A 23,108-nucleotide genomic window follows, 5' to 3' on the forward strand; every position below is an offset into this window, starting at 1 on the left:
ATTTTGGCTGTTACCATAGAGGAACTAATAGAACATTTTAGTTTAGAAGTTTTGGTAGAGGGTGGTAAGGGGAAGTTAATTAATGTTAGTGATATTAATAGACCAGGATTACAAATTGCCGGCTTTTATGAATATTTTGGTAATAAAAGGGTGCAACTAATAGGCATGGCAGAGTGGAGTTTTTTAGATTGTATGGAAGAGGACCTTAGGCAGAAACGATTAAATAAATATTTCAAATTGGAAACGCCTTGTGTTATATTGACTAGAGATTTGCAGCCGCATAAGGAAATCATTAAGGCGGCAGAGGAAAATGGTCAATGGCTTTTACGAACAAAATTAATTTCTACAAGATTTAGTAGTAAGCTTACTAATTATCTAGATGCAGAGTTAGCACCAGAAACAAGGCTTCATGGTGTCCTATTAGATGTTTATGGTATAGGAATATTACTAACTGGGGAAAGTGGAATTGGTAAAAGCGAATGTGCTTTAGAACTAATAAAGAGGGGCCATAGGTTGATTGCAGATGATGCAGTAGACATAAAAGAAGTTGATGGTGTGTTACTCGGAAGATGCCCTTACATAACCTCTGGAATGCTTGAGGTAAGAGGAATGGGAATAATAGATATTCCAGCAATTTATGGAATGAGTTCAGTTTTAAACACTAAGACCATTAGTTTACTTATTTCGCTTACGCAGTGGAATGAGAGCGAGGAATATGATAGACTTGGTATAGATGATCAATTTATGGATATACTAAATGTGAATTTAAGGAAAATAACGTTGCCAGTTAGGCCAGGGAGAAATATAGCAGTTATTATTGAAGCTGCTGCAGCCAATTATATATATAGTTTAAATTCTAAGATAACCCCTGTAGAAACTATAAATATGAGAATAGAGGAAGTAACTAAAGCGCGTATTGATTAACTAGAAATTATAGTGAAAAGCAAATAACAAAATATTTAATATTTGAAATTTAAGGAAAAATTTAGTAATATAGTAGATGCGAAAAGTAATTATTGTATGGAGGTAGTAAAAATGTCAGATGTTAAAAGTTTAGAAAAAACATATGAAGTAGCTTGGGACAAATATAATAAAAATGATCTTGAAAAAGTATTTACATTATCTGATAATTATATAGATTTTATGTCAAAATGCAAAACTGAAAGAGAATGTGTAACAGAGTTTATTACACTTGCTAAAAAAAATGGTTATAAAAATATTGATACTTATATAAACGAGGGTACTAAATTAAAAGCTGGTGATAAAGTTTATGCAAGTAGCATGGGAAAAACTTTAGCATTATTTTTAATTGGGTCTGAGCCTATTGAAAAGGGTTTTAAAATTTTAGGTGCTCATATTGACTCACCAAGACTTGATTTAAAACCAAATCCACTATATGAGGATTCAGATTTAGCATTAGTTAAAACACATTACTACGGTGGTGTTAAAAAATACCAATGGGTTACGTTGCCTCTTGCTATACATGGTGTTGTAGTTAAGAAAGACGGAACAGTGGTAAATGTAGTAATAGGAGAAGATGAAAAAGAACCAGTAGTTGGAATTTCGGATCTTCTAATTCACTTATCTGCAGATCAAATGAAAAAAACTTTAGATAAAGCTATTGAAGGCGAAGATTTAAATGTATTTATGGGAAGTATACCAATAAAAGATAAAGATGCTAAAAATAGAGTAAAGTTAAATATTTTAAAACTTTTAAATAATAAATATGGTATAGATGAAGAAGACTTTGTATCATCAGAATTAGAGGTAGTACCTGCAGGTAGGGCTAGAAATTATGGCTTAGATAGCAGTATGGTTATGGCTTATGGACATGACGATAGAGTTTGCGCTTATACTTCATATGAAGCATTAATGAACATGAAGCAAACAGACAAAACATGTATAGTTTTACTTGTTGATAAAGAAGAAGTTGGAAGTATTGGGGCAACTGGAATGCAATCAAAATTCTTTGAAAACACAGTAGCTGAAGTTGTTAATTTACTCGGAAAATACAGTGAGTTAAAAGTAAGAAGGGCACTTGCAAATTCAAAAATGTTGTCTTCAGATGTAACTGCTGCATATGACCCAACATTTCCATCAGTTATGGAGAAACGTAATTCTGCATATTTTGGTAAAGGTATAGTTTTAAACAAATATACTGGAGCTCGTGGAAAAAGCGGATGCAACGATGCAAATCCAGAATTTATTGCAGAGCTTAGAAGCATAATGGAAAAGCATAATATAACATGGCAGACATCAGAACTTGGAAAAGTAGACCAAGGCGGTGGAGGCACTATAGCTTATATATTAGCTGAGTATGGCATGCAGGTTATTGATTCAGGAGTTGCTCTTCATAATATGCATGCACCATGGGAAATTGCAAGTAAAGCAGATATCTATGAAGCATGTAGAGCCTATGAAGCATTTTTAATAGAGGCATAAAAATAAGAAAGTATATATTACTAGCGCTTGATCAAATGCACTTTACGTAATATATACTTTCTTTACCCTTCTAAAGGAAAAAAAGGAGATGTGAAAAACATCTCCTTTTATGATTCTAGTGCGTTTACAAAGATAGCTAGTTCTTCATTACTTAAGGAAACTGAGCCAACAAGGCCATGACCTGTGTCAGATGTTGAAATTCCATGAAAATCTGAACCGGCAGTAATAAATTTGTTGTATTCTTTAGCTTTTGATTTTAGTAGCGATTTTTGTTTTTTTGTGTTTAGTGGATAAACTGCTTCAATACCGTCAAAATCAAATCCTAACATCTCATCTATAGAAGTTTTTTTAATTAAAACTGGATGTGCAAGTACAACTAATGCGTTAACATTCTTTAATAGTCTTATACCATCAGCTGTTGGAATTCTTTTAATGTGCACATATGCAGGGCTATCGTTTGAAAGAAAAGTATCAAATATGTAGTTCCAATCATATTTATAGCCAGCATCAATTATGGCTTTAGCTATATGTGGCCTAGCTATTACCCCTTTTGCCTGATCTAGAACCTTTTGGTAGTCTAATTTTATTTTGAAAAATAGATCCAGATTTTCTACTATTTTTCTGCCTCTAAATACTCTGGAATCATCTATATCTTTTAAAAAATTTTGAAAATCTAAATTTTTATATTCATCGTCTTTAAAATATCCAAGAATATGGATGCTTTCATTGTTATGAACTGTAGATAATTCTATACCAGGTATTACCCTTATATTATTATTTATACCTTCTCTAATTCCTTCTTCGACATTTAAAGTAGTGTCATGATCAGTTATTGCAATAATATCTAATCCATTTAAAGAAGCTTCGTGAATTAATTCCTTAGGACTTAGTTTTCCATCAGATGCATTTGTATGAAGATGGAAATCACCTCTGTTGTACATATAATCACCTCTAATTTATTGTTTAACATAGTACCATTTTAACCAATCTTTACGTATATTAAAAGGGGTTTGTTATAAATAATAATTATTATTAGTTATCAAAGAAATTTTATTTGGGTGACTATAAAGCATATTAGTCACTTTCAATATTTTATTACTAATGATTTTGTGTAAATTATTTGATATAATAGGTAATTATAAGAGAATAGGAGATCGTTTATGTTTTTAATGATAGATAATTATGATTCATTTGTATATAACCTAGTTAGATATTTTGAAGAATTAGGTGAGCAGGTATTAATATATAGAAACGATAAGATTACATTAGCTGATATAAAGAGAATTAAACCAGAAGGAATAATTATTTCGCCAGGCCCAAAATCTCCAGAATATGCAGGAAAGTGCATGGAAATAGTAGAAAAATTTAAAGGATACATACCTATTTTGGGGATATGTTTAGGGCATCAGGTTATTGCTAAAGTTTTTGGTGGTGAGATAGTTCCTGGACGTGAACCTGTGCATGGGAAGGTATCTGTAATTAAACATAGTGGAAAATATATTTTTAAAGATATAAAGAGCCCAATGAAGGTTACAAGGTACCATTCATTAATAGTGGAAAGAGATTCGCTACCTGAGGTATTAGAAATTACTAGTGAAACCGATGATGGAGTTATAATGGGAATAAGACATAAAAATTATTTTATAGAAGGATTACAATTTCACCCAGAAGCTGAGCTTACGCAGTATGGACACGAAATTCTTGAAAATTTTATTAATGAAGTTAGAAGTCAAAACAAATTAGTTAAAGTTTAAGGAGAAAAAATGAAACTCACAATTGAAAAAGTACACACTAAACTTGATGGCTTTGATATATATACTTTATTTAAAGAAAATCTTGATACTATATTATTAGATAGTGTTAGGGATAAAGAAACATTAGGGAGATATTCTTTTATAGGAGTTAATTGTTTTTTAAAATTTAAAAGTAAAAATGGTATGTGTAATACTTTCGGTGAAGCATATGCAGGGGATACATTTGAAGAGTTAAATAAAATTCTAAAAGAATATTATATAAAAAATAATACAGAATTACCATTTGTGGCTGGTGGCATAGGATATTTTTCATACGACCTAGGTAGGGAACTTGAAGAGTTACCGAATACAGCAAAGGAGGATATAGATATACCTCATTGCTGTTATAACTTTTATGATAATATAATTATTATAGATAATCTTAAAAAAAACACTTATATATCGGCACTAGGAATGCTTAAATCTCAGAAAGACAGTATTTACGATATAAAAAGCCGTATACAAAATGGTAATAAAGTTATATATGAAAAAGTAGGAGACATAATAAACAAATTTACATCTGATTTTCAAAAAAGTAAGTACATTAATACTCTATCAAGGGTAAGAGCTTATATAAAAAGTGGAGACATATATATTACAAATTTGTCACAAAGGTATAGTTGCAGCATAAAGCAAAACGCATATGAAATATATAAAGATTTAAGACATATAAATCCGGCACCATTTGCTGCTTTTATGAATTTTGAGGATTTTAATATAATATGTTCTTCACCAGAAAGATTTCTAAGTATAAAGGATAGAATGGTAGAAACTAGACCTATAAAGGGAACTATGCCAAGGGGTAAAGATGTAGATGAGGACATCAAAAATAAAAATATATTAATAAATAGTGAAAAGGATAAAGCTGAACTTTTAAATGTGGTTGATTTAGAGAGAAACGATTTAAGCAAGGTTTGTAAACCCAATTCAGTTAAAGTAACACAGCTTTTTAAATTAGAGGAGTATAGTACAGTCTTTCATTTGGTATCTACAGTAGTAGGTAAATTAAAAGAGGAAGTAGGTCCAATCGAATGCATTAAAGCATGTTTCCCCGGAGGATCTATAACAGGGACACCTAAAATACGTTCCATGGAAATTATCGAGGAATTAGAACCAGTGCGGAGAAATATATATACGGGCGCTCTTGGATATTTGGGATTTGACGGGAATGTAGATTTGAATATAATTATTAGAACAATTTTAATAAAGGGAAATAAAGCCTATTTCGGAGTAGGTGGAGGTATAACTTGGGATTCTAACGAAAAATCAGAATATGATGAAACTCTAGATAAGGCGAGGGCATTAATGAGAGTCCTATAAATTATAAAAGAAAGAATAATTAAACTTGCCACTTGCCACGTGGGTGGCACCGAAAAAGGAGGGTATTATGATACTTATGAATGGTGAAGAGAACGAGGATAAGCTATCTTTAGATAGTGGATTTTTCTTTGGTAGGGGAGCGTTTGAGACAATACTTATCAAAGAAGAGCCAATTCTTCTTGCAAATCATATAAAAAGGTTAAACAGCGGGCTAACTACACTAGGCGTAAATAAAAAGATTACCCAGGAAGAAATTTATGCAGCTGTTTTAAAGCTTAATTGTAAAAATTGCGTGCTTAAAATTATGGTATCTGAAAGGAACACTATAATTACTACAAGGCAAATTCCGTATAAGAAGAGTGACTATGAAAATGGATATTCATTAGGGTTAAGTGAAGTTAGGCGAAATGCATATTCTAATTTGACATATATTAAATCATTTAATTATGTTGAAAATATAATTGAACGAGGTATTATTATAGATAAAGGATATAATGAGGCATTATTTTTAAATACTGATGGACTTTTAAGTGAGGGAGCGGTAAGCAACATATTTTTTATTAAGAATGGAATTATATATACTCCTAAAATTAAATGTGGTTTACTACCAGGTATTGTGAGAGAGTTTGTTGTTCAAAATTCATCAGCTATGGGATTTATTGTAGAGGAAGGAGAATTTACATATGATCAATTGGTGGATGCTGAGGGTGTATTTATAACTAATAGTATTATGGGTATAATGAAGGTGAGTAAAATTGATGATAAGGTTCTTAATCAAAGCACAGTTGTATCTGAAATAAAAAGGTATTACGATACATATGTACAAAGATACAAGGGTTAAGGCTACTCTAAAGGGGTGGGAATCATAAATAACAGTTTAATAGATGATAAAGTAGATCTTATTATAAAAAATAATATATTTCAGTATAACTTAAGGAAAATAGAAGACTTAGAAAAAAACAGAAAATACTGTAAACATGATATGCAACACTTTTTGGATGTGGCAAGAATTATGTATATAATTAGTTTGGAAAATGATTTTAATATACCCAAATACATAATTTATACAACTGCACTTTTGCATGATATAGGTAGGGGAGAGCAATATGAAAATGGGACAGCCCATAATATTGCGAGTGTACTAATTGCTAAAGAAATACTGCACCAGTGTGAATATGGTGATAAGGAAATAGAGGAAATTTTAGAAGCTATAGGAAACCATAGAAATGACACTGAGAGTTTTGAAGGTTTGAGTAATTTATTATATAAATGTGATAAACTTTCAAGAGATTGTGTCCATTGCGAGGCAAGCGAGGGATGTAAATGGCCTTTAGGCAAGAGGAATTTTAAGATGAATTATTAGAACTGATTATATATAGCAAAAAAAAATTTAGGGGGAAATTTATGATAATAGGGAATAAAGATTTTGAAATAGGTAAAAGGACTTACATAATGGGGATTTTAAATGTTACTCCTGATTCGTTTTCAGATGGGGGTAGATTTAATGATATCAGCGCAGCTATAAACCGTGCTAAGATAATGGTTGCGGAGGGAGTAGATATTATTGATATTGGTGGAGAATCTACAAGGCCAGGTCATGAAGATGTTAGTGAGGAAGAAGAAATTAAAAGAGTAGTTCCGATTATAAGGGAATTAAAGAAGCAGCTAGATATTCCTATTTCTGTGGACACATACAAAGGGAAAGTTGCAGAGCTCGCAATAAAGGCTGGGGCAGACATGATTAATGATATATGGGGATTTAGGATGGACCCATATATTGCAGTAGTTGCTGCTAAATATAATGTACCTTGCTGTTTAATGCACAATCGTGATAATAAAAACTATAAAAATTTAATGCAAGATATAATAAATGATTTAGGTGAAAGTATAATTATTGCGCTAGATGCGGGAGTAAAGAGAGAGAATATTATTTTAGACCCAGGTATTGGTTTTGCTAAAAGCTATGAGGATAATTTAAAAACAATGAATAACTTAGAAAAGTTAAAAAGCTTAGGGTATCCGGTGCTCCTTGGAACATCAAGAAAATCTATGCTAGGAATTGAACAAGGACTAGATACTAGCGAAAGGCTTGAGGGAACACTTGCAACTACAACTATAGGGATAATGAAGGGCTGCGAATTTATAAGAGTACATGATATAAAAGAGAATAAAAGGGTTTGTGTTTTAACTGATGTTATATGTAAAAGTTAAATAAATATTTGTTCTCAAGATATAAAAAGGAGATAATACTATGGATAAAATGTACATAAAAGACTTAGAAGTCTATGCTCATCATGGAGTTTTTCAAGAGGAAAAGGTACTCGGACAACGATTTTTAATTTCTATAGAGCTGTTTTTAAGTTTAAGAGAGGCTGGAATCTCTGATGACATAACAAAAACTGTTCATTATGGAGAGCTTTGTCACAAGGTCGAAGAGGAATTTAAAAAAGAAAACTATGATTTAATAGAGAAAGCTACAGAGAAAGTAGCCGAATTTATACTATTAAATTATGATTTAGTTCAAAGAGTAAAGCTTAAAATAAAAAAGCCATGGGCTCCCATTGGAAGACCGCTTCTTTATGCAGCTGTAGAAATAGATAGAAAATGGCATACTGCATATATTGGTGTAGGTGGGAATATGGGGGATAAAGATAAAAATGTGAAAAGTGCTTTAGAGCTTATAAACAACTCTTATAATACCAAAATAACAAAAACATCAAAATTTTATAATACAAAGCCTGTGGGATATATAGATCAAGAAGACTTTTTAAATTGTGTTATTGAAGTGAAAACACTTTTAACTCCACTAGAACTTGTAAGATTCCTACTATCCATCGAAAAGGAATTAAAGAGGGAAAGAGTTATAAGATGGGGTCCTAGAACAGTAGATTTAGATGTATTATTATTTGATGATATAATTAGTTCAATAGAAGAAATAATATTGCCTCATCCGAGAATGCATGAGCGAATGTTTGTAATAGAACCGATGTGTGATGTAGCACCATATGTTTTGCATCCAATTTTGAATAAAACTATGATTCAAATAAAAGAGGAAATAAAAGCGCAGTAGGCTTTTATTTCCTCTTTTATACTTTAGTGATAATATAATCTTTTTTGAAAAACAAATACCTTATTTAGGTATAAGATATTTGCATAGACCATAGAGGTTATAAGCTTTGAACATTTTACTTGTATCAATGTAATCCATTTTGTAATCACCATCCCAGGGATATATGGAGATATATTTTTCGTTATATATATTTAATACGTACTTATTTTTACTAAAGGTTAAAAATATTTTATATAATGGCTTAGTAGGCAAGGTTGTCGGCTTATCTATAAAGCTAGTATTAGTTAATGAATTAAAGAAATTGACGAATGTAGTTGAATCCTCCTTTGAAAAATCTTTTTTCTTATAAAAATTCATATATATAGCATAAAGTTCTTTAGGTGTCTCTAAAGATAAATCATTCATTAATAACTTGGTATAATAATGATTGCTTGGTTTATTTTTGGTGAAAATGCTTTTATTAAAATTATATTTACATCCGAAGAGGCTTAAGGAAAAGGAAATACACATTATTAGTAAAACACATTTCTTTATATTAAATCTCAAATAATCACATCCTTTAATTATATCCATTAAGTACCTTATCTAATTACCTTTATCAAACGCATTATTTATGCTCCCTATAAATAAAATATGTTAGATAATTATATTTTAGTACACAAAATGAATACATTGGAATATTGTAGAATATGGTTGAAAAATTTATCTAAGATTAGAGCAAAAAATATGGAGGTGATTGCTTTGAAGTACGGTATTGATATTGGTCACAATTGCCCACCCTCAGATATAGGATATGTGGGTATAAGAAAAGAAGATGAGCTAAATAAAGAGGTTGGAGTTAAGGTAATAGCAAAGCTTAAAGAACTTAAGCATGAGGTAGTGTACTGCACCCCAAGTGCTGACTCTAGTTTAAGTAATTCACTTTATAGAAGGGTAAATAAGGCAAATGAAGAAAATGTAGATTTATATGTGTCTATTCATTTCAATGGAGGAAGAGGAGACGGAACAGAAGTATTTGCGATATCGGAATCAAGTAAAAAAACGGCTAAAAGAGTTGTGGATGAGATAGCCCAGCTGGGATATGTTAATAGGGGAGTAAAAGATGGAAGCTTTTTATATTTACTAAAAAACACGAAAATGCCTGCAATACTTGTGGAAGCGGGATTTTTGGATTCTAAAGATGATATGGAAAGGTTTAATGCAGAAAACATAGCAAATGCCATTGTAAATGGAATAACTACATTTTAGAAGGAAAGAAACTTATTTTTATAGCTTAATACAATAAAAGCACTAGGAATAATATTAGTAAACATAAACTATGTAATTAGTAAAACGGGCAACCATAAGGCTGCCCGTTTACATAGAAATATACTTAGCTTTTCATAAAAATTATTATTTTTAAAACCTGAATTTATTTATTAATTTTATCAATTCATTAGCCTTATCATTCAATCCCTCAGCCAAAGAATTCATTAAGGTATTTGACTCCGCTTGAGTTTGAATTGTTGCTGTGACTTCCTCAGTTGCTGCAGTATTCGCTTCAGAAATTGACGCAATACTATTAATAGAATCATTTAAGAGGTTTTTACTTTCATCAATCACGTTAATGGAGTTCATACTAACTTCCATAGCACTTGAAATATTTGAAATTGATTCTTTAATTTTACCAAAGGATGTTATTGTACTGCTAACCTGGACTAGTTCTTCTTTAAATAGCTTTTTAGCATTTTCAGATATTTCTAAAGAGGCTCCTATAGATTGATTAACTTGATCTACAATTGTCCCTATTTCTGAAGAAGCACTTTGAGACTTATCTGCTAGTTTTCTTATTTCGTTTGCAACTACTGAAAATCCCTTGCCAGCATCGCCCGCTCTTGCCGCTTCTATAGAAGCATTTAAGGCAAGTAAATTTGTTTGTTTAGTGATGTCGTTAATCTTGTTTAATATTGTAAGTATGCTCTTAGTATTATCATTTAGAGTTTCAACTGTACTCGCAACCTTTGTCATAGCATTTGAATTATTTTCAGAAGTTTTACTTAAGTTGTTGATAATATTTGTACCTTCATTAATAATGTCAATAGATGCTTTAGTAGCATTGGTTACATTTCCAAGAGAAAAAATGGAACTAGTTATTTCATTATTAAAATCATCAGATATTTTAGAGCATCCAATAGTTTCTTCTGTTTGTTTTGAAGAACCACTAGTAATTTCTTCAACGGCTATAACAACTTCTTTGGAACTATCAGAAATAGTGTTAGATAAATTTAAAATTTTAGCAGCTGAGTCTGTGGTTTCTTTAGTAAGTCCCGCTGTTAAGGAAAGCATTTCTTTTAATTTCTTTATCATATTATTAAAATTAAGACTTAATTCGTTTATTTCATGTATAGCATACTTATTTGTTTTAACCGTAAAGTCTCCATTTGAAACCTTTTCAGCAACCGCAATAATATCATATATAGGTGTTGTTATTTTGCGAGTAGTAAAAACTGAAAGGATCGCTGTAAAAATTAGGCAAAGAATTATTATCGGTATTGATAAAGCACCCACGCTATTTGCAGTAGAGGCTAACTCTGCTTTTGGCACAACTGCTACTATTTTCCATCCTCTAGTATCATAAGAGCTTTCAACGCCATACATGTTTTTTCCTGCTTGTTTATATTCAAAGGAACCTTCTTTTAGGCTTTTTATTTTAGACCAAATTGTGGAATCTACTTTCTTTCCTAAAAAAGTTGGATCCTTGTGTGCTATAATTTGTCCCTTTTGATCTACTATAAACATATAACCATTTTTACCTATCTTTGCATTTTTTATAGAAGAAGAAAAAACTTGAGGGTCTACATTTATTTTTAAAATAGGAGCTGATTCTGAACTAGATGTAGATATTAATCGTCTCATAAGACTAATATTTTTATTATCTGGGCTAGTATTAAAAGTGTCAACTTGAACATTAGTCCACTGTGACTTACCATCTGATTTAATTATATTAGTATAATCTTCTGAAGTTTTAAAAGCAGAATATTTAACGGCATTGGTATCACTATTACTTACATCTACATTTCCACCAGAAGATACAGATAAACCATTATCTCTTAATATGTACATACTTTTAATGAATTTAGAGTTACTGGTTAAATTATTCAAACTATCTTGGACTTTTTGTACAAGTTGCCATTTAGTATATTGGTCTCCTGTAATAGTATTAAAACTATTACTTATATCTTTATTAGATAAGACTTGCATGGATAACTCTTCTAGGGATGCATCTACAACATCAATATAGTTTTTGTTTTGATTTAGGATTTGCATAGTGGAATTCTCAAAATCTGTTGATACCTTTTGCTTAGTAACTTGATAGGTAAGTAGAGCTGATATTGATAATGTTATTAAAGATAATACGGTAAACGTTAACACTAAACGTTTAAATAAGCCACCTTTTATTTTAAAAGTCTTAATAAGTTCATTGTTTATAAGTCCATTTTTATTGATGTTTTTGAAGCGATTTTTTGTAGTTTTTTTTGATTTTATTGATTTTGGTTTCTTTAAAAATTTTCTTTTCATAGTCATTTTCTCCTTGTTTGCTATAATTATAGTAATTTGATGTATAAATTGTTAAATAAATCTTATTTAATTATATAGTTCGACAATAAATATGTAACTCCTTTTTTATAAAAAATATTTTGTATGAATTTATAAAAAAAAACAAATATTGTTTAAAGTTCCTATTATAATTGAATATTGCAGCTCCGCAGGAGATGATTTAACCAAAGCAACATTAAATTTGTTAAATGAGCAAATATCACATGAATTTAATAACCACACTATTTATAGAAATATACAATCAATAGAGAATAGATACTTGACGTATGACGTAAAAACACCGTAAATTCAGTTATGAATAATACGATGTTTTAATGGATTATTAGGTTTTAGTAGTTGTGACTGTCAATATACATATGCTTCTAGAAATCTGTAGAATGCATTTTTTTAAACTCGATGTTACCTAGTTTATTAAAATCATACCACCGCTGTATCATTTCCTCAGAATCTAGATGGAGTTTACTGAAAATGAGTCTAGCAAATTCAAGAGGTGCTGATCCATTTGCAGTTATAATGTTACCATCCATCACAGCAGGTTCATTTACATAACCTTGTGCATTGGTATATTCCTTGGCAGCATATTTTTCTAAGTCCTCTAAATCGTTTGAAGTATGCTTAACATCATTAAGAAACTCATGCTTCGCCAGAAAAACCGAACCATCACAAATTCCTGCAACAGGCTTGTCATTTTGTAATGTTGCTTTGACCAAAGGTACAACTTTCGTGGACTCAGATGCCCGCCAGCCTGTACCACCAATAAGTATCAGCGCTTCATAATCGTCAGGTACTGTCTCTAGAGAATAATCAGGTAATACCCTTATTCCTCCTATTGAGTACACTGGCTCCTTGGATATGCTGATGGTTTTAATACAGTAAGGATTGCTATCATCATCACAATTCAATTCAGCAGCTACATAACCGGCTTCCCAATCGGCATAATTGCTTAATAAAAATAGTAATACTGTCTTTTTCATATCATTTCATCCTCCTCGTATAATGTAAATTATCATTATTTCACAATGTTTTATAAAATTGATTTAAGTCTATAGAAATTATAGCATATTTTAACAAATATAAATTTCTATAATTGTAATAAAAAAGCTAAAAATTAAAGGTATTCTTGTTACGAATTAAAATGAACTTTGAGAAATTATATGATATTTCAGCTAGAGTGGATTGGTGTATTGAAAAGGAGTATATTGCTATCGAATATTATATTCCGATTTTTATATTGCTTTATGCCCTCAGCTATTATTTGAAAACGTAAGTTACAACTGATTTTGAGGCAATATTTTTAGATGAGTTTTTAGAAGAATATAAAAAAAAGCTTTAGTAAATCCACTACGATTTACTAAAGCTCTTGCTATAACTGGTGCCGGAGGCGGGAATCGAACCCGCACGGTATTGCTACCACTGGATTTTGAGTCCGATGTATTTCTTATTAGATAATTTTATTAGAAATGTTCACTATCAACATTTCAAGTCAAAGCCTGCAATTGCTAGTAAATGTTGCTTATTAGAAACTTTACGATGCACCGAAAAATCGTTACGATGTTTAATAAAGTTTTGTGCACCTTTTCGTGCACCTTTTTGAATTATAGTGTGTTAATCTTTTTAATAATCTCATCGTTGTATTTCTTTGCTGTATCATCGCCAATATGTTGATAAACTTTTTTGATTGTTTGTAAATCATCTCCAAGTCTTTGAGCAGCAAATAGATCTGGTATACCATTTTTATATAACCAGGTAGCGTGATAATGTCTCAAATCATGAAATCTAATATCTAATTTCAATTTAGTCATACATTCAGCAAACCAACTTGAGAAAGAATCGGGCCTACTTGGGAATATTCTTTCTTTTATAACTTTTTGTTTTTTTCTTTTTATTTCAAGCAACTCAAAAATTTCTTCAGGAGCTGCAATGGTCCTGAAACCATTATTACTTTTAGTTTTTTTCTCTACATAACCATTATCTGAAATACATAGGGCTTGATCTATTCTAATTGTTTGAGCTTTATTATCTATATCATCCCATTTAAGCGCAAATATCTCTCCTCTACGCATACCGCATAATGCTCCTAGCAATATTATAGGTTCATAAGATTTGCCCCTAAAAAACTCACGTATAGTCTTATATTCATCATCGGAAACAATATGATATTCATAATGCGCCACCTCAGGAATTTCAATATATTTGCATGGATTTTTATGCTTAAGTATATCTTCCAATATGGCACTTAAAATATATATGTGTTTTCTAACTGTAGTTGAAGATAATGTTTTTAGTTTTTCAGCAATATATCTTTTAATCATTAGTTCGGTAATTTGAGAAATCTTATATTTTCCAAAGTAGGGCTCAAAATGTTTATTAATATATATTCTGTAACTTTGGAGTGTGGATGGAGAGATCCGACTTTCTCTAAGCTCAAGCCATTCCTTTGCCCATTTTGAAAATCTCATTTTCTTAGTATCAACATAAAGGCCATCTTCATATTCTTGCTCTATTACTCTAGCCTTATTTTTGCACTCTTTTTCAGTAGAGGCATAAAGTGTTTTTCGTATTTGTTTATTATTAGCATCACGGCCTAAACTAACTGTAGCTTTAAATGAGCCATTTTCCATTTTTCTTATGCTTGCCATTAATTTCACCTCACACTTTAAATTTTACAAATTTAACTTTGCCTAGTATTTTAAAGTATTTGTCTTTTGCATTAAATTCCATTTCACTTAAGGATGGATTTTCTGGTCTTAATATAACTGTATTACCATATTTGAAATACCTTTTAAGAGTTGCGTTCTCTCCATCTACAAGGGCCACTACAATATCACCATTATCAATAACTGAGTTTTTATCTACATAAACTATGTCCCCCTCATATATTCTAGCACCAATCATACTATCACCCTTAACTCTCAAACAAAAATCTATGGTGCTATCTTCTGTATGCTCATAACCTTCAATACATTCAGTTGCTATAATTGGACACCCTGCCGCTATAACACCTAAAATGGGAACAGTTTTTTTATAGTCAAGTTTGTCAATACCAGCATACTTGTCATCATCTTTACCAATTAAATATTCAATTCTTACATTAAAAAATTCTGATAAACTTTTAACTGTAGTAAACTTTGGTTCTTGTAGACCATTTTCATATTTTGACAATGTACCCTTATTTAAATTCCCATCAAACTTAGAATTATATAGATCACAAAGGGAATCTAACGAGTAATTATTATCGTTCCTCAATTCTTTAAGTCTTTTTCCAAAACCTATTGTAATTTCTTTTTTCATATACATCTCCTCTAATAGAAAAACTAACTTTATTGAATTGATTGTATCATTACGTTTCCTATTTTACAACAATTAATTCCGATTTATTTAAAAAAGTTATTGACATGGCAACAATGGAAGATTATACTAAGGTTGCGAATAAGAAACGAAACGAAAGGGGTGAGGCTAAATGAAAAGAAAGAGAAATAAGGTACATGAACCATATAATAATTTAAAAGGTTGGCTAAGAGGCAACTCACTTAAATATGAAGACATCGCAGAATTGCTAGGAATCAGAATCGGTACTGTGTCCGATAAGATTAATGGACTATCTGATTTCCACTTATATGAAGTGGAAAAAATAGTATCCAAATATGGTACAAGTTATAATATTTTTTTTAATTAAAAGTTGCGTAAAAGAAACACTTCTTCAATATATATTATTCGATACATTTCAAAAATATTACAGTATATCAAACAAAATAAAGCGCAATGCTTAAATGAAGTTAAGGGGGATAAGCCATGGACAATGAAATGCTAAAAGTTTACCAAAGAGATATTACAATTTTAAAAATGCAAAAGAAAGGTTTGTTGAAACAGCTTGCAAAAGTAGAAAAGGGAATAATTGAAACTCAGGAATATTGCAGACAAATTTTAGGGGGAATTAATGTGGACATGTTAGTGAGAAGTAGAGCTTCGAAGGAATTAAGCAAAGCGATGTTCATAAGTAAAAAAGAAGCAAATAAAATTATGAACAACATGGTACGCGAAGTTAAAAGTACTAAAAAGATATAGGAGGATTGGAATGCAGGAAGAATTGATTCAACAGTTTAAAAATGGGAATAGACAAGCTGGAGACGATTATTACAAAGCAAATTTGGGTCTTGTATATCGAATAGCTATAAAATATAAAAACTTGAGCATTGATGAAGAGGAGATTTTAGCCATAGTTAACCAAGCATTTGCTTATTCATTAAAAAAAGTGAATTTAAAAAAAGCAAAGTTTTCCACATATTTCGAGATAGTTTCAAAGGGATTGATATTAAGGCATTTCAGAGATTGTGAAAGAAATATAAGGACCCAGAGAAGAGATGTGACATCAAAAAAAATAGTATATTGTGATAGTTTAGATGAAGTATTGTTTCAAAGCGAAACTAAAGATATTACGAAAGGTGATTCCATTGGTACGGATGACGATTGTACAAGTGTATTGGTCTGTGAAGCTTTGAATAAACTCAATAAAAGAGATAGACAAGCATTTGAATTGAAATTATATCGGGGACTTTCACAAACCCAAATTGCGAAGCTGCTTGAAACTAGCCAAGTGGACATAAGCAGGCGTTTAATAAGAGCAAAACAAAGGCTAAAAGTAATTTTGAAAGAGGTGAGTTAAATGGCAATACGAAAGACTAGATGTAAACAGTGCATTAGTAAAGATAAAAAGGCAACTCAAGAACCTTGTAACAAATGTGCAGAAATTCTCTCTTCACCAATACATGATTATGAAAATGAATTTCTAGATGCAAGTAGAAATTTAATGCCAGAAAGTAAGGAGAATATTGATGAGAAAAACTAAATCTAAAAATTTCCAAACTAACTTAATATATGTTTTTAGTTATAAAAAGTATAAGGAAAGTAAAAAAATGAGATTCGAGATATCTAATTGGGTAAAGGAATTAAATGGACGTTTAGTTACCCAAAACGTAAATCCCAATAGAGCTGGTACGATATTAGGAACTGGTTATTCAATCAATATTAAATGGTGTAAATGCATCGGAAGGAAAAATAACGATGAAAAACGAAATCGTCCAAGCCATCATAGAGCTTAAGCAAGCAGAACAAAATTTCCAGTATGCAGATGAGGAGTTTGTAGAAGTAGCTATACATCAGTTAAGAGCTACAGAATGTAAAGTAAACCTACTGCTAGCGCTTAGACTAGAAGAAAAAAAGAAAGCAGATTCTCTCGTAAAGAATCCACTTAAAATTGATTGGTTAAAAAAATTATCCATTGATAGTATACCACAAAAAAGGCGGGTGATTAAACGGAAAATTAAAACTGAAACCGTTAATGTTGGAAATATTGATGCAAAACACTTAATGACTATAGGCAAAAATTTCTAGGAGGTAAATATGAGGGAAAAAGATACTAAAAATTTGATTGAATCACTGGGAGATTATAAATTTACCATTACGGAATGTGCAAAGTCTTTGGATGATTATATGCAGATAGTTGAATACCAGGATGACGAGATTCTAACTTTAAAAAAGCGAATTGCTGAGCTTGAAGAAAGCTGTGAAAACATGAATGAAGTTGAGAAAAATTTGCGTGGGAAAATTAAAGCATTGGATTCAAATACAACATGGCTCAGAAGGGCACTTGTAGACAGTGATAATGCGTTGAGAGAAGCTGAAGAATTAAATATAGGACTTAGGAAAGCTAACAAACAGGCAAGTTTATTAAATAGAAAAAACTTTAGAAAAATTAGAACTTTAAGAAGTAAATTAAATAATAAATTAAGAGGAGATTGTTAAGTATGAAATCAACTGGAATTGTTAGAAAAGTAGATCAATTAGGAAGAATAGTAATCCCAATAGAATTAAGGAGAGTTTTAAATATTGAGGAACTTGATCCACTTGAAATTTATACAGAGGGCGAAACTGTAATTTTAAAAAAATACACACCAGATTGTATATTTTGCGGAGATGGTAATGATTTGGTTAATTACAAAGGAAAAAATGTTTGTAGAAGTTGCTTGAAAGAATTAGAGGAGGTTAAATAATGTCAGAAAATATAGTAATAGCAATAACAAATGATTACCCAACTGATAAATACAATTTATTAATACCGGAAAAATCAATGCAGGAGCTTTCAGATATGTATAAAATCGTTGTCAATGAAGTCCAAATTAATAATGATGCTACAAATGGTGGCGATGTATATGTTCAAACCAAAGGATATAACGGTGGTGACGACAAATTAGCGTTGAATAAAACAGCATTGTCAAAACTTATGAGTGCTGCAGGTATTCAAATATTATCTTCAAAAGCAATAATTCCAAGTACTACTTTAGCAGCAATTGAAATGGCAAAAGCTATAGGTAAAGTAGTGGATTATGACACTAGAGATACAGCCCATGAAGTAACAATCTTAGTGCCAGTAGCGAGTGGACAATTTAGGACCGTAACGGCCACGAATGAAATAATTATCGCAGATTTAAAAGCTGAATACATGGAGCAAAAAAAGAATCTCAAAGTTTATGTAAATAAAAAACCAGTTCCAGCAACGGATGAAGAAAAATTAGATGCAGTAGAAAAACAATTAACTCAGTTTTTGTCACACAAGAGAGGGCAGTGTGAGACTAAAACACTTAACAGAGCATTGAGAGAAGCTATGGGAATTAAACCAACTTATACTAAGGCTGAATTACAAAAACCTTTCATAGTAGCTCATGTGGTTCCTAATCTAGCTAATCCAGAACTTAAAAAGGTAATGATAAGCCAATATGCTGATAGTATGTCAAACTTATTCGGGCCCAGAAGTACCGTGAAAAATATAGAAGCACCTGCGTCAGAAGCTCTTCTTATAGAAGAACAAAAGGTAAATGATGAAGAGGAAGCTACAAAAATTGATGCTGAAATAATAGAAGATATACCCGTTATTGTGTGTGGAAAATGTGGGGTTGTCATTGAAGGTATAGATAAACAGTGGACTGCTGATGCAATAATCGAATACTCAAAGACTAAATTTCAAGGTGAAATATATTGTCCTGATTGTCAAAAAGAAGTACTTGATGCATTTAGAAAAGCAAAGGGAGGAAATTAAATTGAAAATATTACACACTGCAGACATCCACCTTGGAGAGTTGAATGGACCTATTATAAATGGCGAAAACGCTAGAATGATGGATACAGTTAGATGCATGGATTATATTACTTCTAAAGCCGTTACAGAAGACGTTGACATAATAGTGATTTCAGGAGATTTATTTAATAAGAGTAAGTTATGGGCTGATGAAATGCTTAAGGAAATAACAATCGCGACAAGCTGGTTAAGATCCTTGTGTTCCATAGCGCCAACAGTACTCATGTGGGGGACTGGAAACCATGACAGTATAGCAGCATTTGAGAATATTAGAAAAATGAATATAGACAATTTAACAGTAGTTACTGAACCTAAACTTTTAGAGATATACACTAAAAGCGGATCCATCCAAGTTGCTGCTGTTCCAGGTATGGATAAAGGTTATTTCAGGTCATTGTTTCCCGGCATGGATATGGAAGATGAAAATAAAGCAATAAGCAAAGCACTTGGAAATGTAATTTTAGGAATTGGAATTGATGCTGTAAAAGCATTCCCGTTAATTCTAATGAGTCATTATACAGTAATGGGATCCACTACTGGAAATGGTGAAGCATTATTTATGAATAGCGATATTATTATTCCGACTGAGGCGCTAGAAGCTTCAAATTATGATTTAGTATGCCTTGGTCATATTCATAAAGCTCAATCAATTCCTAATTGTGGCAGACCTGTTTATTATAGTGGTCCACCTAATGCAATAAGTTTCAATGAAGAGGGGCAAAGGAAAGGTTTTTACATCCATGACTTTGATGATGAGTCAATGCAATTAAATTCGAGATTTATTAATACTCCTTCAAGAGAGTTTGTGACATTGGAAATGAGTGAGCTTGATATAGATTACTTTACTAGAAATGGGAAGATGGTAATTGAAGAAGGACACGAAGCTAAGAATAAAATCGTGAGAGTTATCTATAGTTGTAGCGATGAAGTTAATAAGCAATTCAGTAAAAAATCATTAGAGAAAGCATTATATGCTGCAGGAGCATTTTATGTGAGTGAAATAAGACCATCGAAAATAATAGCAACAGTTGATAAAAATGCATTGAATGAAAATGATTCAGTAGAAAATAATTTGAAGTTTTGGCTTGAAAAACAAGAGGTACCTGCAGAGGAAATAATAAAAATAATTGAGATTGCAAGACCTATGATATCTACAGTAAGTGCATCTTTACCAACCGGAAAGCTTTCAGGTGTATTTGAACCGGTGCGGTTAGCAGTAAAAAACTATAGAAGTTATTTGGAAGAGGAATTCGATTTTACAAAAATATCATTTGCAACAGTAAATGGCCCTAATGGAATAGGTAAGAGCTCATTCTTCATGGATGCAATGGCAGATTGTTTGTATGAGCAACCAAGAGAAGGCGAACTCACAGGATGGATAAGTAATAATCCAGAAATAAAAAGTGGCGCCATGACCTTTGAATTCTTAATGGGAAAAGATATTTGGAGAGTTATACGAACTCGAGTTAAGTCGGGAAAAACTACACTAGCACTTCAACGATATGTGGAGACTGAATGGAAAGATTTTTCTGAGGATAATAAAACACAAACCCAAGAGAAAATTTTGAACTTACTTGGGATGGATGCTCTAACATTTAAAAGTTGCGCTCTGATAATGCAGGACAATTACGGAGTATTTTTAGAAGCAGACAAAACAGACCGTATGCAAGTATTAGGTAATATATTAGGACTAAATGTATATGATAAGCTTCATGCTATAGCAAAAGAAGATCTCAAGATCCAGAACCGCAACATTGAAAAACTAAAATCAACAATTGCGGAGCTAGATACTAAAATCAATACAAAAGTTATGTATGAAGATCAATTGTTAGATTATCAGAGAGCAAAGGATTATAAACAGCAACAAATTACAATTGCAGAAAATAAATTAAAAGAAGCCAACCTGCAGGTTGAAAAATATAAGAATATAATCTCTAAAATAGCTGTAATTTCTGAGAAAGTAGAAACTATGGCCAATGAAATTAATGTTAAAGAATCTGAGATGTTAAAACTTGATGAAGAAAAAAAGAGAGCTGAAAATATCACTGGTATGGAAGATAAAATACTATCTAAAATTACTGAGTATGAGACTACTAGAGACAAGATAACAACGCTTAGGGCTAGACAATCTTTAGTTAACAATAAGCGCTCTGAGGTTGCCTCTGTGAAATCAGAGGTCAGTAAAAATGGTGTTGACATAATAGTGAATGATAGAAAAATCGGTACCCTTGACGTTGATTTGAAATGTAAAAAAGGTTTGGAACTTGAAGTAGCATCATTGGATGCATTGGAGAAAGCATTAGAGGTAATGGATAAAGAAAAGCTTAATTTGTCATCATTAGAGCAAGAACAATCAAAAGCACTTCAAGAACATAAAATAGCTCAGAAAAATTATGATAACAAATTGGAAAAAATAGAGAGTGAATTAAATAGTTGTAAAAGAAAAGCTGAACTAATTGAAAATAGTAACTGTCCAATTGAGAAGCCTACATGTAATTTCTTAAAAGATGCAATGGAATCTAAAAGTAAAATTGAAGGTTTTGAAAAAGATAAAAAGGATTGTGAGTCTATAGATTTTAATGAAGTTCTTGCACTTAGTAAAAACTATAGATTACTAACAGAGAAGGTAATGGCTCATGAATACAACCCTATAACACATCAAATAACCAATAAAAGAATTGTTGAAATAAGGAAGCAAAAAGAACAGCTATTAAGTCTTTCAGGTAAAGATGAAATGTTAAAAAATGAACTAGAGCTACAGTCTGAACTTAGAAAAAAACAAGGGACTTTAAAAGAAAAGTTAATAATTTTAGAAGCTGAGTACAGTGTGCTTGAATTGGAAACAAATGAACTTAAAATACTAGAGATTTCCTTGCCTACTTTAGAAAAATGGTACAAAGGGAAAGATGAGCTTCCAGCTGCTAAGCAATCGCTAATTAATGTAAAAGCTCGACTAGATGTACTTGTAGAAGAAATTAAGGATAAACAGATATTATCAATAGCTGAAAAAGCTAAGCAATCTAAATTATCGGAAGATGTTTTCTTAATTAAAACTAGTGATCCAGAGCCAATAGAAAATGAATTAAAGGGGCTCAGAGGAGAGTTAACAACTATAGATGTAAATATAGGTATAGCCAATTCAAAGATTGTAGAGTTTAAAAGCTTTGATGTAGAAATGATGGAAAAAGCTAAGGAACTTAAAGAATATGCTTCAAGAGCTAGCAAACTCACATTACTTGTAAAAGCATTTAGTATCGATGGAGTGCCATTCCAAATTGTTAGGTCAGCAGTGCCTGAGCTAAGTGCTCAAGCAAATGAAATATTATCACAAATGACCGGCGGAAAAATGTCCATTGAAATGAAAATGGATAAGATTCTAAAAAATAAAAGTGAAGTAAATGCACTTGAAATATGGATTAGTGATTATCAAAGAGGTACTATGCCATACCTAAGTAGGTCCGGTGGTCAAAAAGTAAAGGCAGCTCTTTCAGTAGCATTCTCATTAGCAGATTTAAAAGCAAATAGAGCTGGAATACAACTTGGAATGATGTTTATCGATGAACCGCCTTTTCTTGATGGAGATGGTGTACAGGCTTACTGTGATGCACTTGAATTGATTCATAATAGATACCCTAATATGAGAGTGGTTGCAATTAGTCATGATCCAGCAATGAAGGCTAGATTTCCACAAGAAATTGAGGTTATAGATACTGGCGATGGTGGCAGCAAGATTATTTTTAATGATTAGGGGTGG

Annotated in this window: 25 protein-coding genes; 19 read left to right on the plus strand and 6 right to left on the minus strand. The window is 31.4% G+C overall.

All coding sequences use genetic code 11. The features are described 5' to 3' along the window. Positions 1 to 3 precede the first annotated feature (3 nt). Entirely contained in the window at positions 4 to 924 is a 921-nt protein-coding gene (gene hprK, locus KPL44_RS03490) for an HPr(Ser) kinase/phosphatase (RefSeq protein WP_216247435.1), read from the plus strand. A gap of 111 nt (positions 925 to 1,035) precedes the next feature. After that, positions 1,036 to 2,442: an aminopeptidase gene (locus KPL44_RS03495; RefSeq protein WP_216247437.1), complete on the plus strand. Its 1,407-nt coding sequence runs from the start codon at positions 1,036 to 1,038 to the stop codon at positions 2,440 to 2,442. A 107-nt stretch (positions 2,443 to 2,549) separates the two neighbouring features. Here the strand turns inward: KPL44_RS03495 and KPL44_RS03500 are convergent, their stop codons facing one another. Beyond that, the gene (locus tag KPL44_RS03500) at positions 2,550 to 3,383 is read right to left on the minus strand and encodes a PHP domain-containing protein (RefSeq protein ID WP_216247439.1); all 834 of its coding nucleotides are present in this window, start codon (positions 3,381 to 3,383) and stop codon (positions 2,550 to 2,552) included. A 219-nt stretch (positions 3,384 to 3,602) separates the two neighbouring features. Here KPL44_RS03500 and KPL44_RS03505 point away from each other — a divergent pair, with 219 nt between their 5' ends. The 6 genes from KPL44_RS03505 to folK all read left to right on the plus strand — a co-directional run bounded on the left by KPL44_RS03505 (position 3,603) and on the right by folK (position 8,625). Continuing rightward, positions 3,603 to 4,196, plus strand: coding sequence for an anthranilate synthase component II (locus KPL44_RS03505; protein WP_216247440.1), 594 nt, complete (start codon positions 3,603 to 3,605; stop codon positions 4,194 to 4,196). A gap of 9 nt (positions 4,197 to 4,205) precedes the next feature. Then, positions 4,206 to 5,555, plus strand: coding sequence for an aminodeoxychorismate synthase component I (pabB, locus tag KPL44_RS03510; protein WP_216247442.1), 1,350 nt, complete (start codon positions 4,206 to 4,208; stop codon positions 5,553 to 5,555). Between the two features lie 67 nt (positions 5,556 to 5,622). After that, positions 5,623 to 6,396: an aminotransferase class IV gene (locus tag KPL44_RS03515; protein ID WP_216247455.1), complete on the plus strand. Its 774-nt coding sequence runs from the start codon at positions 5,623 to 5,625 to the stop codon at positions 6,394 to 6,396. Positions 6,397 to 6,411: 15 nt separating this feature from the next. Then, entirely contained in the window at positions 6,412 to 6,918 is a 507-nt protein-coding gene (locus tag KPL44_RS03520; RefSeq protein WP_216247458.1) for an HD domain-containing protein, read from the plus strand. Between the two features lie 41 nt (positions 6,919 to 6,959). Beyond that, positions 6,960 to 7,766, plus strand: a complete 807-nt coding sequence (gene folP, locus KPL44_RS03525) for a dihydropteroate synthase (protein WP_216247460.1) — start codon at positions 6,960 to 6,962, stop codon at positions 7,764 to 7,766. 40 nt (positions 7,767 to 7,806) lie between these two features. Beyond that, positions 7,807 to 8,625 (plus strand): 2-amino-4-hydroxy-6-hydroxymethyldihydropteridine diphosphokinase, encoded by an 819-nt coding sequence (gene folK, locus KPL44_RS03530; RefSeq protein WP_216247463.1) that lies wholly within the window; start codon positions 7,807 to 7,809, stop codon positions 8,623 to 8,625. Positions 8,626 to 8,685: 60 nt separating this feature from the next. Here folK and KPL44_RS03535 read toward each other — a convergent pair whose 3' ends face one another. Next, positions 8,686 to 9,198: a DUF4883 family protein gene (locus KPL44_RS03535; RefSeq protein WP_331701104.1), complete on the minus strand. Its 513-nt coding sequence runs from the start codon at positions 9,196 to 9,198 to the stop codon at positions 8,686 to 8,688. Between the two features lie 168 nt (positions 9,199 to 9,366). Between KPL44_RS03535 and KPL44_RS03540 the strand changes: the two genes are divergently transcribed. Then, positions 9,367 to 9,873, plus strand: coding sequence for an N-acetylmuramoyl-L-alanine amidase (locus KPL44_RS03540; protein WP_216247465.1), 507 nt, complete (start codon positions 9,367 to 9,369; stop codon positions 9,871 to 9,873). A gap of 150 nt (positions 9,874 to 10,023) precedes the next feature. Here KPL44_RS03540 and KPL44_RS03545 read toward each other — a convergent pair whose 3' ends face one another. From KPL44_RS03545 to KPL44_RS03560, 4 genes are all read right to left on the minus strand, one after another. After that, positions 10,024 to 12,183, minus strand: coding sequence for a methyl-accepting chemotaxis protein (locus KPL44_RS03545; protein WP_216247466.1), 2,160 nt, complete (start codon positions 12,181 to 12,183; stop codon positions 10,024 to 10,026). 401 nt (positions 12,184 to 12,584) lie between these two features. Continuing rightward, on the minus strand, positions 12,585 to 13,196 hold the full coding sequence (locus tag KPL44_RS03550) for a type 1 glutamine amidotransferase family protein (RefSeq protein WP_216247468.1): 612 nt from the start codon (positions 13,194 to 13,196) through the stop codon (positions 12,585 to 12,587). Between the two features lie 621 nt (positions 13,197 to 13,817). Beyond that, positions 13,818 to 14,861, minus strand: a complete 1,044-nt coding sequence (locus KPL44_RS03555) for a tyrosine-type recombinase/integrase (protein ID WP_216247470.1) — start codon at positions 14,859 to 14,861, stop codon at positions 13,818 to 13,820. Positions 14,862 to 14,871: 10 nt separating this feature from the next. Next, positions 14,872 to 15,513 (minus strand): helix-turn-helix domain-containing protein, encoded by a 642-nt coding sequence (locus KPL44_RS03560; RefSeq protein WP_216247472.1) that lies wholly within the window; start codon positions 15,511 to 15,513, stop codon positions 14,872 to 14,874. Positions 15,514 to 15,682: 169 nt separating this feature from the next. On the opposite strand from KPL44_RS03560, the gene KPL44_RS03565 reads away from it, so the two are divergent. The 10 genes from KPL44_RS03565 to sbcD all read left to right on the plus strand — a co-directional run bounded on the left by KPL44_RS03565 (position 15,683) and on the right by sbcD (position 23,102). After that, positions 15,683 to 15,898 (plus strand): hypothetical protein, encoded by a 216-nt coding sequence (locus tag KPL44_RS03565; protein WP_216247474.1) that lies wholly within the window; start codon positions 15,683 to 15,685, stop codon positions 15,896 to 15,898. A 116-nt stretch (positions 15,899 to 16,014) separates the two neighbouring features. Further along, positions 16,015 to 16,287, plus strand: a complete 273-nt coding sequence (locus KPL44_RS03570; protein WP_216247478.1) for a hypothetical protein — start codon at positions 16,015 to 16,017, stop codon at positions 16,285 to 16,287. A 10-nt stretch (positions 16,288 to 16,297) separates the two neighbouring features. Then, positions 16,298 to 16,885 carry a sigma-70 family RNA polymerase sigma factor gene (locus KPL44_RS03575; protein WP_216247480.1) on the plus strand — a complete coding sequence of 196 codons (588 nt, stop codon included), beginning with the start codon at positions 16,298 to 16,300 and terminating at the stop codon, positions 16,883 to 16,885. After that, positions 16,886 to 17,068 carry a hypothetical protein gene (locus KPL44_RS03580; RefSeq protein WP_216247482.1) on the plus strand — a complete coding sequence of 61 codons (183 nt, stop codon included), beginning with the start codon at positions 16,886 to 16,888 and terminating at the stop codon, positions 17,066 to 17,068. Next, positions 17,055 to 17,321 (plus strand): hypothetical protein, encoded by a 267-nt coding sequence (locus tag KPL44_RS03585; RefSeq protein WP_216247484.1) that lies wholly within the window; start codon positions 17,055 to 17,057, stop codon positions 17,319 to 17,321. The genes KPL44_RS03580 and KPL44_RS03585 overlap by 14 nt, the downstream gene beginning before the upstream one ends. After that, positions 17,284 to 17,613, plus strand: a complete 330-nt coding sequence (locus KPL44_RS03590) for a hypothetical protein (RefSeq protein WP_216247486.1) — start codon at positions 17,284 to 17,286, stop codon at positions 17,611 to 17,613. Before KPL44_RS03585 ends, KPL44_RS03590 begins: the two co-directional genes overlap by 38 nt. Before the next feature lie 9 nt (positions 17,614 to 17,622). Next, positions 17,623 to 18,024: a hypothetical protein gene (locus tag KPL44_RS03595; protein ID WP_216247488.1), complete on the plus strand. Its 402-nt coding sequence runs from the start codon at positions 17,623 to 17,625 to the stop codon at positions 18,022 to 18,024. Positions 18,025 to 18,026: 2 nt separating this feature from the next. Next, complete coding sequence (locus KPL44_RS03600; protein WP_216247490.1) at positions 18,027 to 18,272, plus strand: AbrB/MazE/SpoVT family DNA-binding domain-containing protein; 246 nt, start codon at positions 18,027 to 18,029, stop codon at positions 18,270 to 18,272. Then, the gene (locus KPL44_RS03605) at positions 18,272 to 19,315 is read left to right on the plus strand and encodes a hypothetical protein (protein ID WP_216247492.1); all 1,044 of its coding nucleotides are present in this window, start codon (positions 18,272 to 18,274) and stop codon (positions 19,313 to 19,315) included. Before KPL44_RS03600 ends, KPL44_RS03605 begins: the two co-directional genes overlap by 1 nt. 1 nt (position 19,316) lies before the next feature. Further along, positions 19,317 to 23,102: an exonuclease subunit SbcD gene (gene sbcD, locus KPL44_RS03610; RefSeq protein ID WP_216247494.1), complete on the plus strand. Its 3,786-nt coding sequence runs from the start codon at positions 19,317 to 19,319 to the stop codon at positions 23,100 to 23,102. Positions 23,103 to 23,108: the final 6 nt, after the last annotated feature.

The sequence above is a fragment of the Clostridium sp. DSM 17811 genome, assembly GCF_018861905.1.
Classification (GTDB): Bacteria; Bacillota; Clostridia; order Clostridiales; family Clostridiaceae; genus Clostridium_AD; species Clostridium_AD frigoriphilum.